The sequence below is a fragment of the Streptomyces sp. NPDC127097 genome (genome assembly GCF_042724075.1).
GTDB lineage: Bacteria > Actinomycetota > Actinomycetes > Streptomycetales > Streptomycetaceae > Streptomyces.
The window spans coordinates 189,915-204,739 of record NZ_JBHXFI010000001.1 but is presented as its reverse complement, the minus strand read 5'-3'; the positions used below and the strand labels follow the sequence as shown (position 1 = coordinate 204,739).

General features: G+C 70.6%; 14 protein-coding genes. 6 read left to right on the top strand and 8 right to left on the bottom strand.

Annotated elements, in window-relative coordinates; translation table 11 throughout:
* Position 1: 1 nt before the first annotated feature.
* A complete protein-coding gene (locus tag ACFWJW_RS00940; protein ID WP_387232947.1) occupies positions 2-1,600 on the bottom strand; it encodes a methylmalonyl-CoA mutase in 1,599 nt (532 codons plus the stop codon).
* Positions 1,601-1,737: 137 nt separating this feature from the next.
* Here ACFWJW_RS00940 and ACFWJW_RS00935 point away from each other — a divergent pair, with 137 nt between their 5' ends.
* Positions 1,738-2,607 (top strand): peptidoglycan-binding protein, encoded by an 870-nt coding sequence (locus tag ACFWJW_RS00935; protein WP_387232944.1) that lies wholly within the window; start codon positions 1,738-1,740, stop codon positions 2,605-2,607.
* Between the two features lie 287 nt (positions 2,608-2,894).
* Here ACFWJW_RS00935 and ACFWJW_RS00930 read toward each other — a convergent pair whose 3' ends face one another.
* The 3 genes from ACFWJW_RS00930 to ACFWJW_RS00920 form a co-directional block, all read right to left on the bottom strand.
* Positions 2,895-3,923 carry a hypothetical protein gene (locus tag ACFWJW_RS00930; protein WP_387232941.1) on the bottom strand — a complete coding sequence of 343 codons (1,029 nt, stop codon included), beginning with the start codon at positions 3,921-3,923 and terminating at the stop codon, positions 2,895-2,897.
* Positions 3,923-4,699 (bottom strand): RNA polymerase sigma factor, encoded by a 777-nt coding sequence (locus ACFWJW_RS00925; protein ID WP_387233429.1) that lies wholly within the window; start codon positions 4,697-4,699, stop codon positions 3,923-3,925. Before ACFWJW_RS00925 ends, ACFWJW_RS00930 begins: the two co-directional genes overlap by 1 nt.
* 590 nt (positions 4,700-5,289) lie before the next feature.
* Positions 5,290-7,008 (bottom strand): glycoside hydrolase family 20 protein, encoded by a 1,719-nt coding sequence (locus ACFWJW_RS00920; RefSeq protein ID WP_387232939.1) that lies wholly within the window; start codon positions 7,006-7,008, stop codon positions 5,290-5,292.
* 418 nt (positions 7,009-7,426) lie between these two features.
* On the opposite strand from ACFWJW_RS00920, the gene ACFWJW_RS00915 reads away from it, so the two are divergent.
* The 5 genes from ACFWJW_RS00915 (at position 7,427) to ACFWJW_RS00895 (ending at position 11,567) form a co-directional block, all read left to right on the top strand.
* A complete protein-coding gene (locus tag ACFWJW_RS00915) occupies positions 7,427-7,942 on the top strand; it encodes a 2-oxo-4-hydroxy-4-carboxy-5-ureidoimidazoline decarboxylase (RefSeq protein ID WP_387232937.1) in 516 nt (171 codons plus the stop codon).
* A 204-nt stretch (positions 7,943-8,146) separates the two neighbouring features.
* Entirely contained in the window at positions 8,147-8,527 is a 381-nt protein-coding gene (gene sdhC / locus ACFWJW_RS00910; RefSeq protein WP_078885501.1) for a succinate dehydrogenase, cytochrome b556 subunit, read from the top strand.
* 6 nt (positions 8,528-8,533) lie between these two features.
* Positions 8,534-9,019: a succinate dehydrogenase hydrophobic membrane anchor subunit gene (locus tag ACFWJW_RS00905; protein WP_387232934.1), complete on the top strand. Its 486-nt coding sequence runs from the start codon at positions 8,534-8,536 to the stop codon at positions 9,017-9,019.
* A gap of 20 nt (positions 9,020-9,039) precedes the next feature.
* Positions 9,040-10,794 carry a succinate dehydrogenase flavoprotein subunit gene (gene sdhA / locus ACFWJW_RS00900; protein WP_387232931.1) on the top strand — a complete coding sequence of 585 codons (1,755 nt, stop codon included), beginning with the start codon at positions 9,040-9,042 and terminating at the stop codon, positions 10,792-10,794.
* On the top strand, positions 10,794-11,567 hold the full coding sequence (locus ACFWJW_RS00895; protein ID WP_387232928.1) for a succinate dehydrogenase iron-sulfur subunit: 774 nt from the start codon (positions 10,794-10,796) through the stop codon (positions 11,565-11,567). The genes sdhA and ACFWJW_RS00895 overlap by 1 nt, the downstream gene beginning before the upstream one ends.
* Here the strand turns inward: ACFWJW_RS00895 and ACFWJW_RS00890 are convergent.
* The 4 genes from ACFWJW_RS00890 to ACFWJW_RS00875 all read right to left on the bottom strand — a co-directional run bounded on the left by ACFWJW_RS00890 (position 11,551) and on the right by ACFWJW_RS00875 (position 14,821).
* Complete coding sequence (locus ACFWJW_RS00890; RefSeq protein ID WP_387232925.1) at positions 11,551-12,420, bottom strand: hypothetical protein; 870 nt, start codon at positions 12,418-12,420, stop codon at positions 11,551-11,553. The genes ACFWJW_RS00895 and ACFWJW_RS00890 overlap by 17 nt on opposite strands.
* A 174-nt stretch (positions 12,421-12,594) precedes the next feature.
* Positions 12,595-13,101, bottom strand: coding sequence for an FBP domain-containing protein (locus tag ACFWJW_RS00885; protein ID WP_387232922.1), 507 nt, complete (start codon positions 13,099-13,101; stop codon positions 12,595-12,597).
* A gap of 123 nt (positions 13,102-13,224) precedes the next feature.
* Positions 13,225-13,515 (bottom strand): hypothetical protein, encoded by a 291-nt coding sequence (locus tag ACFWJW_RS00880; RefSeq protein ID WP_387232920.1) that lies wholly within the window; start codon positions 13,513-13,515, stop codon positions 13,225-13,227.
* Between the two features lie 124 nt (positions 13,516-13,639).
* Positions 13,640-14,821 (bottom strand): S8 family serine peptidase, encoded by a 1,182-nt coding sequence (locus ACFWJW_RS00875; protein ID WP_387232917.1) that lies wholly within the window; start codon positions 14,819-14,821, stop codon positions 13,640-13,642.
* Between the last annotated feature and the right edge of the window lie 4 nt (positions 14,822-14,825).

The window sequence follows — 14,825 nt, the reverse complement described above, 5'->3', positions numbered from 1 at the left end:
CTCAGAAGGCATCCGTCGGCACATAGGTCCCCCACACCCCCCGCAGTGCCTCGCACACCTCCCCCACCGTCGCCCGGGCGCGCAGTGCCTCCCGCATGGGGTGGAGGACGTTGTCCGTGCCCTCGGCGGCCTTCTGGAGGTCGCCGAGGGCCGCGGAGACCGTGCGCTGGTTGCGGCGGGCCCGCAGGGTGGCGAGCCGTTCGACCTGCTGGGCCTCGATCGCGGGGTCGACCCGCAGCGGCTCGTAGGGCTCCTCCTCGTCCAGCTGGAAGCGGTTGACGCCGACCACGACGCGCTCGCCGGCGTCCGTCTCCTGCGCGATGCGATAGGCGTTGCGCTCGATCTCGTCCTTCTGGAAGCCCCGCTCGATGGCGGCCACCGCGCCGCCCATCTCCTCGACCCGCCGCATGAGCGCCACGGCGGCCTCCTCCACGTCGTCGGTCATCGACTCGACGGCGTAGGACCCGGCGAACGGGTCGACGGTGGCGGTCACATCGGTCTCGTACGCGAGCACCTGCTGGGTGCGCAGCGCGAGCCGGGCCGATTTGTCCGTGGGCAGCGCGATGGCCTCGTCGAAGGAGTTGGTGTGCAGCGACTGGGTGCCGCCGAGCACGGCGGCGAGCCCCTGGACGGTGACCCGGGCGAGGTTCACCTCGGGCTGCTGGGCGGTGAGCTGGACCCCCGCGGTCTGGGTGTGGAAGCGCAGCATCATCGACCTGGGGTTCGCCGCCCCGAACTCCTCCCGCATCACCCGGGCCCAGATCCGGCGCGCGGCACGGAACTTGGCGACCTCTTCGAGCAGCGTGGTGCGCGAGACGAAGAAGAACGACAGCCGGGGCGCGAAGTCGTCCACGTCCATTCCGGCGGCCACGGCCGTGCGCACATAGGCGATGCCGTTGGCAAGCGTGAAGGCGATCTCCTGCGCGGGCGAGGCACCCGCCTCGGCCATGTGGTAGCCGGAGATGGAGATGGTGTTCCAACGGGGGATCTCGGCACGGCAGTACCGGAAGATGTCCGCGGTCAGCCGCAGCGACGGCTCCGGCGGGAAGATATAGGTGCCCCGTGCGATGTACTCCTTGAGCACATCGTTCTGGATGGTCCCGTTCAGCTGACCGGCCGCCACCCCTTCCTCCTCCCCCACCAGTTGGTAGAGGAGCAGCAGCAGCGCGGCGGGGGCGTTGATCGTCATCGACGTCGACACCCGGTCCAGCGGGATGCCGCCGAGCAGCACCCGCATGTCCTCGACGGAGTCGATGGCCACCCCGACCTTGCCGACCTCGCCCGAGGCGATCGGGGTGTCGGAGTCGTGGCCCATCTGCGTCGGCAGGTCGAAGGCGACCGACAGCCCCGTCGTGCCGTGGGCGATCAGCTGCCGGTAGCGGGCGTTGGATTCGCGCGCGGTGCCGAAGCCGGCGTACTGCCGCATCGTCCAGGGCCGCCCGGTGTACATCGACGGATACACCCCCCGGGTGAAGGGGTAGGCGCCGGGCGCACCGAGCCGGCGCTCCGGGTCCCAGCCGTCCAGCGCCGCCGGCCCGTACACGGGCTCGATGGGCAGACCGCTCTCGTTGTGCCGCACACTGCCCGACTCGTGCGCCATGGGGGTACGCCTCCCAGTGGGTGACCGGTTCGTCCGGGTTTACGCCTTGCTCACAGCATGCCCGCAGGTTCGCCGCCGCGCAGCACTGGGAAGGGTCCACGGTGGCCGGTCGGGCCGCCGAGATCCGGGGGTTGCGCATGCAGCGGAGCAGGGGAAGACGTACGGCGCCGGCGGTGGCCGCGGTGCTGGTGGTGGCGGCGTTCGCGGTGGGCTGCCGCCCGGTGACGGTCACCGGGGCCGGTTCACCGGACGGCAAGGGCGTCCGTTACGCCCCCACCACTCCCGCTCCCCCACCCCTCGGCCGTCACACGCGGCCGGCCCCCGCCCGGCACACCACCGAGCCGCACCTCCGGACCGCCCACCCCCGGCCGGCCCCCGGGCCGTTGATGGCGCCGGGCTCGCGCGGTGCGCAGGTCCGCGAACTCCAGGCGCGGCTGGCCCAGCTGGGCCTGTTCGGCCGCGCTCCGACGGGCTATTACGGCTCGGTCACCGCCACCGCGGTCCGCGCCTTCCAGCGGCGGCAGGGCCTGCCCCGTACAGGCACGGTGCAGCCCGCGGCCTGGCGCGCCCTGCGGTCACAGACCCGCCGGCCGTCGCCCGCACAGCTCCGCCCGCCCACCACCCGGCCGGTCGGTGCCCTCGATCCGCGCTGTATGCGGGGCAGGGTGATCTGCATCAGCAAGCGGAGCAACACGCTCGCCTGGGTGGTCAACGGCCGGGTCGTCTCGGCGATGGACGTCCGCTTCGGCTCGCAGTACACCCCCACCCGCGAGGGCACCTTCCACATCACCTTCAAGAGCCGCCATCACGTCTCGACGCTCTACCACACGGCCATGCCCTACGCGATGTTCTTCAGCGGCGGCCAGGCAGTCCACTACTCCGCCGACTTCGCCGCCCACGGCTACCGCGGCGCCTCCCACGGCTGCGTCAACGTCCGCAACAAGAAAAAACTGGCCCCCTTGTTCCACACGGTAAAACCGGGCACCAAGGTCGTCATCCACCAGTAGCCAAACCCTGCCATGAGCAGCGAAAGCGCTTCTTTGACGGAAGCGAAAATTGAGTCACCCCCACCCACGGATCCACCTCCGCGAAAGCGGCGCCGGCTTAGGCGCAAAAAGGTGTGGCGCCGGCTTAGGCGCAAAGAGGGGGAGCGGCGCGGGCAGGGCCGGGGGAACGTGCCCCGCCCGCGCCAGATGCGCTGAGCCGTGGGTACGGGGGGAACCCCGGCTCTTCGCGCGGCCGATGACCAGTCGGCTCATTCAGTACTGCGTCACCGGTTCAAAAAACGTCACACCTACGGGGTGGCGGTGTCACTCGGTGCGGCGTCACCGGGGTCCGTGGTGGTCACCGAGGGCGCCGGGGCCGGGGTGGACGTGCCGGAGCCGGGGGTGGTGCCGGGCGTCTGGGAGGGGTGTTCGTCGTCGTCCTCGTCGCCACCCGAGCCGCCGGTGCCGCCGGTGCTGCCGGTGCCGCCGCCGAAGCCGTCGTCGGCGCCCGAGCCGCCGCCGTCCTGGTAGCGCGCCAGGTAGGTGCGGCAGAAGAGGTGCACCTTGTCGGGGCCGCCGGCCTTGCGTTCGAGGCTGCGCAGCGTGTCGCGGTCCATGCCGTCCCGCTTGCCGGACTCATAGGCCCGGCAGACGGCGAGCAGCACATTCTTCCGGTCGCCGCCGGGCCGCCCGGTGCCCTTGTGGCCGGGTCTCTCGTCGCGGCCGGTGCCGCCGCCGGAGGTGCCGCGGCCGGGGTTCCTGGTGGCGCCGGAACTGCTGCCGGGTGCGGGGGTGTCGGAGGGTCCGGCGGACTTGCCGCCGGGGGTGGGGTCGGGGGTGTGTCCCGTGGTGCCGTCGGTCTGGGCGCCGGGTTCGCGGGTGTCGAACGGCCCGGGGGTCTCGGCGGCGGAGACGCTGGAGGCGGGGTCGGGTTCGGCGCCGCGGAAGGGGCTGGGCAGCACACCGGTGCCGGCGCCGACGGCGACGCCGCCGATGGCGCAGGCGGCGAGGGCCACGGCGAAGCCGCGCCGGAAGGGCCGGCCGAGGCGGGTGCGTTCGACGGAGCCCGTGGCGCGTGCGGTGCGGCCCGTCGGGAACGGTTCGGCGGCGGCGCTGTGCTGGGCGCCAGGGCGGGCGGCCTGCCGGAACGCGGCGACCGCGGCCTCTTCGCCGGGGAGTTCGGCGGCGCCGGGCGTCTTGCCGCCGACCGCGGCGGCGGCCTGGAGGAGCTGTTCGAGTTCGCGAGCGCCGTCACCGTGCCGGGCACTGACCTGTTCACCGCGCAGCAATCGCTCCGCGGTGTCCTTGTCGAGCCAGTTGTACCGGTCGTCGGCCATCACATGTCCTTCTGCGTTCGTGCGGCCGTTTCCGTCACACCTGGTACGTACGATTCCGCCATGCCGTCTCGGCGCCTTCTGCCCTGTACGGGCACCCCACTCACCGTTCCACCACCTCGGCGCGAGCCCGCCGCGGGCCGGCCGGTGGGGGCGCCTTCCTGCTGGCCGGCGCCGTCTTCGCCGCCGTCCTGACTGCTGTCCTGCCGGGTGTCCCGGCCGCCGCCCGGTTCCTCGCCGAGGAGCTCGGCGAGCCGTTTCAGTCCGCGGTGTGCGGCGGTGCGTACCGCGCCGGCCCGTTTGCCGAGCACCTGCGCGGCGCTCTTGGCGTCGAGCCCGACCACCACCCGGAGCACCACGGCCTCGGCCTGGTCCTGCGGCAGCCGGGCTATCAGCCGCATGGTGCGGCCGGTGCCCAGGGCTTCGAGAGCCTCGCCCGCGGTGTCGGACGCGCCGGGGGTCTCGGCCAGTTCGCTCTCGTCGCCGCCGATCGCCGGGCGGCGGCCGCGCATCCGGATGTGGTCGAGGGCGCGGTTGCGGGCGATGCGGGCGGCCCAGCCGCGGAAGCGGTCGGCGTCGCCGCTGAAGCGGGCGAGGTCACGGGTGATCTGGAGCCAGGCTTCGGAGGTGACGTCCTCCACGTCCGGTTCGCTCACCAACGTCCGTACATATCCGAGAAGTCGGGGATGTACGGCGCGATAGACGGTACGGAAAGCCGCCTCGTCGCCGTCCTGCGCCGCCTGCACGGCCACCGTCAGCCGACGGTCGTCCGGCTGAATGTCGTCCCCTCGCACGGGTCCATCCTGTCGCACGTGGAATGTCCGCCGCCCGGTCCTTGCTGCTTTCTCGCTCTCACCCGGCCACGTCACCGGCCCGGCTCCGTCTGGGCGCCGGAGCTGTGCCGGCTATCGCCTGCCGCCGGCCACGGCCGGCCGGAAACCCCCGGTAACCCGGTTGTTCCTGCTGACCGTAACGCGTGCGCCGGCGCGCTCCGCACCCGGGAGGGCGCACCGACCGCTCCGGCGGGGCCGGGAGGACGGCCGCGCACGGCCTCGCCGGTGCCCCGGCGACGCGCCCGCACGGACCCCTCCGGCACTCCCGGGGAGGACGGCTCTCCGGGCCGCCGAAAGCGCCACGAACAGTGCGCCTACCAGCGCGGATCCGCACGTTACGGGCCCATCCGGGCCCGCGTCCAGACCACTGGCCGTACCCCTGCCCGTACCCCGTGTGACGCTTTCGCGCCGTCTGGCGCTGTATCGGATAGGGGGCCGTCACCGGCCCTTCGCGAACGACGGCCGGGGCCTCTCCTGTGGGGGGTGGCGGCCCCGGCCGTCCTCGTTCTCTCACCCGTTTCTTACCGGGCCGCCGCTCACAGCCGGTCGGCCAGCGCCTTGAAACCCGTCCAGGACAGGGCGGGTGTCCGCGGGTCCCAGGTCTTCTGCGCCAGTGCCGCCAGCGGCAGCCGGATGCCGGCCGCCACCTGCGCGGCGGTCTGTGCCTGCGCCCGGTCGCACCAGATCGCGAAGCGCGCCCCGGGAATCCGGTCCGGGCCGGTCAGGTTCGCGGGCACCGACACCGGCCGGGTACCGCGGATCACCAGCGGGGTCCAGCTCTCGTAGATGCGCTGACCGGTCGGGTAGACGAACTGGTTGGGCTCGCCGAGGACGTAGTAGAGGTACTCGTCGTTGAAGTTCATGACGTTGCGGCCCTCGCGCAGGAAGTCCGCGGGGTCACGGTGCCCGGCTTCCTTGCCGGTCCAGTAGTCGACCATCCGGTTCTTGTCGGGGGACACCCGCGGGCTGGAGAAGAATCCGTCGTTCCATGCCTCGATACGGTTCTTGCCCTTGGCCTCCACGGTCTTCTGCCGGTCGTTCAACCAGCCGGTCGTCAGGTCCGCGATGGTGCCGTTGGGTCCGTACTTCTGCCGTGCGGCCCGGGTGAGCTGCGGATATGTGGTCGACGGGGTGGACGACAGCAGGGCCTGGTACTCATCGCCGCCCAGGTGCCAGTAGGCGGGCGCGCCCTCGGGGTTGGTGAACAACTCGCTCATTTCCTTCAGCAGCGAGTCGATCAGCGGGGCCGACTTGGGGTTGGAGATATCGATCGCACCGGGGACCACGCTGCCCGATGCGCGGCGCAGCAGCAGGTCGGGATAGTGCTTGAGCACGGCGCCCAGGTGGCCGGGCGAGTCGAGTTCCGGGACGACGGAGATGTGCAGGCTGCGGGCGAGCGCGACGATCTGGCGGATCTGGGCCTTGGTGAGATGGTCGGCGGAGACGATCTCGGGGTGGGTGTCGCTCTGGATGCGGAAGCCCTGGTCGTCGGAGAAGTGCAGCTGGAACTGGTTGAGCTTGAGATCGGCGATCTCCCGGATCCGGGCCTCGATCCAGTCCTGGGTGAAGGGCTTGCGGGCGTTGTCCAGTGACATGCCGCGCTGCGGACGGCCCGGCCGGTCCTGGATGGTGCCCTCGGGCAGGCCGCCGGCCGCGTGCACGGCCTGCTTGACGGTGCGGGTGCCGTAGAAAATTCCGGCGTCGGTGGGGGCCGTGAGAGTGAGCCGGGTGCCCTCGGCGGTGAGGGTGTAGGACTCGTCGGCGGCGCTCTGGACGGGCACATTGTTGGCCTGCTGCGCACCGTTCTTGCCCGTGATCTTCACCTCGATGTCACCCGGCTGCACGGTCTGGTCGCCGTAGACGACGGTCAGTCCGAGGTCCCGGGCCATCCGCTGGGCCTCGTCGGCGACATTGCTCTGCTCGCCGGCCGGGACGACCACCCGGGCACCCTTGGAGGGCCGCCAGCCCCGGCCGTCGGCCCGGCGGAAGTCGCGGACGGCGGGGATGACCTGCGGCGTCCCGGTCACCGGCGCCCAGGTCGGGGTGGCGGACCTGGGGTTGACCTTGGCGCTGGTGCTCCCGGGCGGCTCGGTGTCCGCGGTGTTGGAGCAGCCGGCCAGCAGCAGGGCACCGGCGAGCGCCGCGGCCGGCAGGGCGGACCGGGCCGCCGGGCCCGTGTGCCTCGTCGGCGTCGTCGCGGGGCGCAGGGAGGCCGAGGGCCGCGGGGCGCGCGGCGGCCGCATCGGGTTCGACATCGTGCAATCCTCACTTTTCGGGGCGAAGGCATTGCCAGGTGTGCGGAGCGGGTCGTCCATGGAGCGCGCGAAAGCTCTCCCATCCGGGTGAAATTCGCGCATCCGTCGGACAGTGGTCGCCAAGCGTCGTTAGCGTGGCGTCTCCGTTCGTCACCCCCTTCACAGGGCTCTCCCGGATCCGCCGGATACCGCCGGGGGGACGTCGCACACGCACCACCGCCCTACCCGCCGCCGCTTGGTACACATCCCGGCTTCGGTCCGCTTCTCCCCCAGCTTCCGTCAGTCGCCCGTCCCGCACCTGTCGAACCGACCTATTCGCATCCGTCCGAGGAGGCCCACGCTGTCCGGTGACATCCCGGCCACCCGGCCGACGACGCTGCGCCCGCCGCAGCCCCCGCGGCGCGGCATATCTTCACGAGTGGGCGGCGCCGCACTGCCGCGCCCCCGCGCCGAGGGCATCGGGCTCGTCCGCTTCAACACCCTGTCCCCCGAGGACGCCCTGGCCACGCTCCTGAGCTGCTGCGGCAGCCGCCGCTGGGCCGAGCGGGTCGCCGCGCACCGCCCGTATCCGGATCCGGAGTCCCTGCTCGCCGCGGCCGACGAGGCCAGTTACGACCTGACGGCGGCCGAGCTGGACGAGGCGCTCGCCGAGGAGTCGCTCTCGCCGCAGCCGCTCGTCGGCGCCCGTGGCCCCGGCACGCTGGCCGCCCACACCGCGCTGCGCGCCGCGCACGCCGAGTACGAGCGGCGCTTCCGTCATGTCTTCGTCATCTGCCTGGACGGCTACCGTGACGAGGAGCTGCTCGACCAGGTGCTGTCCGGGATCCGCACCCGGCTGGGCAATGAGCCGGACGAGGAGCGGGCGGTCGCCGCGGAGGAACTGCGCCGGCTGACCCGCGGGCGGCTGGCCCGGCTCACGGCCTCCGGCCCGTGACGGATCGCGGCTTGTGAGCTGGAACATTCCGGTTCGTAGTCGTGTGATAGCCCGTTGGTGCCTGTTTGATCACACCTAAGGACCCCGGCGCAAGGAACCGACAACACGTCGCTACGATGGCCAGGGCCGGTGGACCGTACCCGGCCGGGCCCGACCGACAGAGAAGCCGGCTGGCCCCAATCCCCGCTCCCGGAGGGTTTTTCCGTGCCGGCTGGAACGCTGTACCGCGGCCGGGAAGGCATGTGGTCCTGGGTGGCTCATCGAGTCACCGGCGTCCTCATCTTCTTCTTCCTGTTCGTTCACGTCCTCGACACCGCACTCGTCCGCGTCTCCCCCGAGGCGTATGACGACGTCGTAGCGACCTACAAGACGCCGATCGTCAACGTGATGGAGTACGGCCTGGTGGCCGCCATCCTCTTCCACGCGCTCAACGGCCTGCGGGTCGTCGCGGTGGACTTCTGGTCCAAGGGCCCGAAGTACCAGAAGCAGCTGCTGTGGACCGTTGTCGGTATCTGGGTCGTCCTGATGGCCGGTGCCTTCTACCCCGTGTTGCAGCACACCCTGCGCACGCTGTTCGGGAGCTGACGCGAGATGTCTGAAACCACCTCCGCAGAGACCACGGCGGCGGGCGGGACGGACGGCGTCTCGCTCTACGACGTGGACCACCCGGCCCCGGTCATCGAGCCGCCACGCAAGCGCACCAAGAAGACCGGGCGCGCCTCCCGTGGCAACTTCGAGATGCAGGCATGGCTGTTCATGCGGCTGTCCGGCATCGTGCTGGTCGTCCTGGTCCTGGGCCACCTGCTGATCCAGCTGGTCCTCGACGGCGGCGTCTCCAAGATCGGCTTCGCGTTCGTGGCCGGCCGCTGGGCCTCGCCGTTCTGGCAGGTCTGGGACCTGCTGATGCTGTGGCTGGCCATGCTGCACGGCGCCAACGGCCTGCGTACGGTCATCAACGACTACGCACAGCGGGACAACACCCGCTTCTGGCTGAAGATGCTGCTGTACACCGCGACGGTGTTCACCGTCCTTCTGGGCACGCTGGTGATCTTCACCTTCGACCCGAACATCTCCTGAAGCCGGGGCTGACTGGAACCATGAAGATCCACAAGTACGACACCGTCATCGTCGGCGCCGGCGGCGCGGGCATGCGCGCGGCCATCGAGTCGACGAAGCGCAGCCGCACCGCGGTCCTGACGAAGCTCTACCCGACCCGCTCCCACACCGGCGCCGCCCAGGGCGGCATGGCCGCGGCCCTCGCGAACGTCGAGGAAGACAACTGGGAGTGGCACACCTTCGACACGATCAAGGGTGGCGACTACCTGGTCGACCAGGACGCCGCCGAGATCCTCGCGAAGGAGGCCATCGACTCGGTCCTCGACCTGGAGAAGATGGGCCTGCCGTTCAACCGCACGCCGGACGGCACGATCGACCAGCGCCGCTTCGGCGGTCACTCCCGTAACCACGGTGAGGCCCCGGTCCGCCGGTCCTGCTACGCCTCGGACCGCACCGGCCACATGATCCTCCAGACGCTGTACCAGAACTGCGTCAAGGAGGGCGTGGAGTTCTTCAACGAGTTCTACGTGCTCGACCTGCTGCTCCAGGACGTCGACGGCGTCAAGAAGTCCGCGGGCGTCGTCGCGTACGAGCTGGCCACCGGCGAGATCCACGTCTTCCAGGCGAAGGCGATCATCTTCGCGTCCGGCGGCACCGGCAAGTTCTTCAAGGTGACCTCCAACGCGCACACCCTGACCGGTGACGGCCAGGCCGCGGCCTACCGCCGCGGGCTGCCGCTGGAGGACATGGAGTTCTTCCAGTTCCACCCGACGGGCATCTGGCGCATGGGCATCCTCCTGACCGAGGGTGCGCGCGGCGAGGGCGGCATCCTTCGCAACAAGGACGGCGAGCGCTTCATGGAGAAGTACGCGCCCGTCATGAAGGACCTCGCCTCGCGTGACGTCGTCTCGCGCTCCATCTACACGGAGATCCGTGAGGGCCGCGGCTGCGGTCCGGAGGGCGACCACGTCTACCTGGACCTGACCCACCTGCCGCCGGAGCAGCTGGACGCCAAGCTCCCGGACATCACCGAGTTCGCGCGGACCTACCTCGGTATCGAGCCCTACACGGACCCGATCCCGATCCAGCCGACCGCGCACTACGCCATGGGCGGCATCCCGACCAACGTCGAGGGTGAGGTGCTGGCGGACAACACCACCGTCGTGCCCGGCCTGTACGCCGCCGGCGAGGTGGCCTGCGTCTCCGTGCACGGCGCCAACCGCCTGGGCACCAACTCGCTGCTGGACATCAACGTCTTCGGGCGCCGGGCCGGTATCGCGGCGGCGGAGTACTCGGCCACGGCCGAGTTCGTCGAGCTCCCCGAGGACCCGGCGAAGCAGGTCGCCGACCAGGTCGAGCGGCTGCGCAACTCCACGGGCAGCGAGCGGGTCACCGAGATCCGCAAGGAGCTCCAGGAGACCATGGACGCCAATGTGATGGTGTTCCGCACCGAGCAGACGATCAAGTCCGCGGTCGAGAAGATCGGCGAGCTGCGCGAGCGCTACCTGAACGTGTCCATCCAGGACAAGGGCAAGCGGTTCAACACCGACCTGCTGGAGGCCATCGAGCTGGGCAACCTCCTCGACCTGGCCGAGGTCATGGCGGTGTCCGCGCTGGCCCGCAAGGAGTCCCGCGGCGGTCACTACCGCGAGGACTACCCCAACCGCGACGACGTCAACTTCATGCGGCACACCATGGCGTACCGCGAGGTGGGCGCAGACGGCGTCGAGTCGATCCGCCTCGACTACAAGCCGGTCGTGCAGACCCGCTACCAGCCGATGGAGCGTAAGTACTGATGAGCACCCCGACTCTCGACAAGCACTCCGCGGCACTGGACGCGGCCGAGGACGGCGCTTCGCATCTGATCACGGTCACCTTCCGGATCCGCCGGTTCAACCCGGAGGTCTCGGAGGACGCCGGCTGGGAGGACTTCCAGCTCCAGATCGACCCCAAGGAGCGCGTCCTGGACGCCCTCCACAAGATCAAGTGGGAGCTCGACGGGACGCTGACCTTCCGTCGTTCCTGCGCCCACGGCATCTGCGGCTCCGACGCCATGCGCATCAACGGCCGCAACCGGCTCGCCTGCAAGACGCTGATCAAGGACATCAACCCGGAGAAGCCGATCACCGTCGAGGCCATCAAGGGCCTCACGGTGCTGAAGGACCTTGTCGTCGACATGGAGCCCTTCTTCCAGGCGTACCGCGATGTGATGCCGTTCCTGATCACGACCGGCAACGAGCCGACCCGTGAGCGCCGGCAGTCCGCCGAGGACCGCGAGCGCTTCGACGACACGACGAAGTGCATCCTCTGCGCCGCCTGCACCAGCTCCTGCCCGGTGTTCTGGAACGACGGCCAGTACTTCGGCCCGGCGGCGATCGTCAACGCGCACCGCTTCATCTTCGACTCGCGTGACGAGGGCGGCGAGCAGCGGCTCGAAATCCTCAACGACAAGGACGGCGTCTGGCGCTGCCGGACGACCTTCAACTGCACGGACGCCTGCCCGCGCGGTATCGAGGTCACCAAGGCCATCCAGGAAGTCAAGCGGGCGCTGATCACCCGCCGCTTCTGAGCCCTGCGGCGATCCGGGTCCCGACCCGGCCGCCGAGCAGCGCCGGCACCTCCCGAAGGGCCTCGCCTCCGTATCCCCGGGGGCGGGGCCCTTCGGCATGCTCGCCCGCCCGCTCCTTCGCCGGATACACGAGCACCGGCGGCAGCGCCTCGTCCACCAGCGCCACGGGGTCGTCCCAGCAGAAATACGACGGGACGAAGACCAGCCCCCGCCCTTCCAGGAACAGGTCCCGCTCCACCGGATAGCCGACCTCCAGCACCGGCGGCCGCCACCGCATCACCGGCCCGAAGGTCCGCAGCATCGCCTCCGCCCCGGACTGCGCCAGCGCATGCCTGCGCAACGCCCGGTCCGCACCGACCCGTTCGGCGATCCGCGGCCAGCTCGGCGCCACCGCCCGGTGGTGGTACGTCCGCAGACTGCGCGCGAGATGGCGCAGCGCGGCCGGCTCCCCGTCCGCGATCCCGCGCGCCCAGCCCGGCAGCGCCCGGTGCCCGGACAGCAGCACCAGCTCGGACCGCAGCCGCTGCCGCGGGGTGCTCATCACGGCCTCCAGTCCCGGCTCGACCCCGTCCAGCCCCGCGAACGGCGTGAGGAAGTCCGGGAAGTAGCCGTGCCGCGGCACCAGCGGGAACAGCGTCCGCAGCGGTCCCGGCCCGTGCCGTACGGCATGCTGCCGCCAGGCGGCCAGCACCGGTTCGGTCCGGCTCTCCCGTAGGGCATGCAGGCTCAGCACCGTCTCCCATAACGGGTCGGCCCCTTCGGCCACTCGCGTACGCGCCAGATCCTGCGCGGTGAAGTGCACTCGCAGCACATCGTCCCCCTGTTTCTCCGCCGCCTCCCCTGCGACGTGCACCGAGGATCTGTCCGCACAGCGGATCGCCGCAACCGAAACCCACGGGTAGCCTCCGGCCGCCCAACGGAAGGCGTCCGGCGGGGCGTTGGGACCGAGGCGGACGGCCTACAGTCCGCCCCCATGGAAAAAGGGGAGCGGCCGCCCGCTCCCCCTCGTCCTCCCTCCCCCGCTTCCCTAACGCTCTCCCTCAAGAACCTTGTCCAGGAAGGCATCCAGGTTCCGCACCGTACGGGCGATCCGGTCCTCCAGCGGCAGCGTCTCCTCATGCCGCCCGGCGAGCTGGGACCGCTTGCGTCCCCGGACGTAGAGGGAGCACGCGAGGTCGGCACACAGATACGTCCCGACGGTGTTCCCCTGCCGCCCCAGCGGCCCGGCCCGCCGCGCGGCGAGCAGGCTGACCCCGGACCCGGGGTGCCCGGTCACACACACCGAACACACCGTCGTCTTGGTGAAACTCCGCCGCACCCCCTGCGGCCGCCGCAGCGTCACCCCGATGATCCCGCCGTCCCGCGGCGCGACCAGATAACTCCGGTCCGGCGCCCCGGGATCACGCCACCCCAGGAAATCCAGGTCCCCCCAAGGGAGTTCCGCCAGCCCCACGGGCAGATTCATCCGACTCGCCTCACCCTTCGAACAGTTCACGAAGGAGGCACGTATTGCTTTGTCACCTATGGGGTCCATGACCTGGGAAGCTAACAGGGTGGCCCGGGGGGCGTCGCCGGGTTTTTTCCGCCGCGGGGGGATGGACGGGTGGGCGGGCACGTCCACGCCACGCATGGCCCACTCAGACCCCTTCACGGCCACTCATGACGCTTTGGGGCCCATGGCATCCGGCCGCATCATCACCGTGAGCTTCGTCCTGCGCGTGAGCCTCGCCCGCTGCGCCCTCGCGAGGCGCTCGGCGCCGGCCTCTTCCCGTTTCCGCGCGGTCTTGTCCCAGTCCGCAGGCTTCAGGAAGAGCATCGCGTTACTCCCCGGCACCACCAGGACCCCACCGAAGGGCAGGTCCCCGGCAAGCCACGCGCCGCCTTCTTCCACCCCCTCCGGCCAACGACGGCGCCCTGCCGCATTGATCGCCCGCAGTATCTGCGCCACGTCCGGTGCCTGGGGTGACGCCGCAGTCTGCGAGCCGTGGGCCACGGCCTTCTCCTTCTGACTCTCTCCGGGGCGGCCACGACCGGCCGCACGGAGTCTTCGCGGTGGGGCTGCGGAGGGCGGCTCAGCCCCAGGTCTGACCGCCGGCGCTCTTGCGGCGACGGGACACCAGGACGATGGCGATGACGGCCCCGATGACCACCAGAGCGCCGACGCCGATGCCGCCGTAGAGCAGGGCCCTGTTCAACGTCTCCTTGCCGCCCATCGGCGGGTCGGCGTCCTGCGCACCGGCGTCCAGCTGCGAGGACGCCTTGCCCTTCGGCATCGGCAGCGGGCCCTCCTTGGAACCTGCGGGGATGTTCTTCCGCAGGGCGGGGCCGGGCTGGATGAAGCCGTAGCCGTAGTGCGCGTCCGGGAGCTTGAGGCCCTTCTGGTCGCTGGGCAGGCCGGCCGTCTTCACCAGGCGGTTGGCGATCTGGCCGGGAGTGAGGGAGGGGTACTTCTCCTTGAGGAGGGCGGCTGCGGCGGAGACGTAGGCGGTCGAACCCGAGTTGCCGTTCTCGGTGTGGTAGCTCGAGTCGCTCCTACCCGTCGCGGCCGGGATCTTCACCCCGGGCGCGAGCAAGTCCATGTCGGAGTTGTAGTTGTTGAACTCGGCCGATTTCCCGTACTCATCGACCGCACCGACACCGATCACTCCTGGGCAGCCCACCGGATAGTTTTTATCGGTCGCAGCCTCATTACCCATACCGGCCACCACGACGGCGCCCTTGGAAATCGCGTAATGGATGGAATCGCACGTGTCAGCGGAACGACCCTCGGTGTAGGACATGTTGATGACGTCAGCACCGTGGTCGGCGGCCCAGCGCGTGGCCAGCCCGGAGTTCTTGTACTCCGGGACAGGAAGGATCTTGGCGTCGGGCGCCAGCCCCTTGACGCCCTCGGAGCCCCCCGGACCGTGGCCGTGGCCCGCGATGATCGCCGCCATGCCGGTGCCGTGGTCAAGGACGTTCTCACCCGGCTTGAGGTTTTTGGCCCCTTCCTCCTGGGTCGTCTTCCCGAAGTCCGGCCCGGGAAGGAACTGTCCCTTCAGATCTTGATGGGTCTGCCGAAATCCGGTGTCGAGCACGGCCACGGTCACGCCCTTACCGGTGGCCTCCTTCCACAGCTGCTCGGCCCCGAACGCCTCCAACGGCCACAGATCCTTGCGTGTTTGATCTGCGGAGGCGGTACCGCTCGCGGTGATGAGCAGCGCGCCGGTCAGCGCGGCACCCACCGTCGCACGCAGTGTTCGGGTGACCCTCATGCTT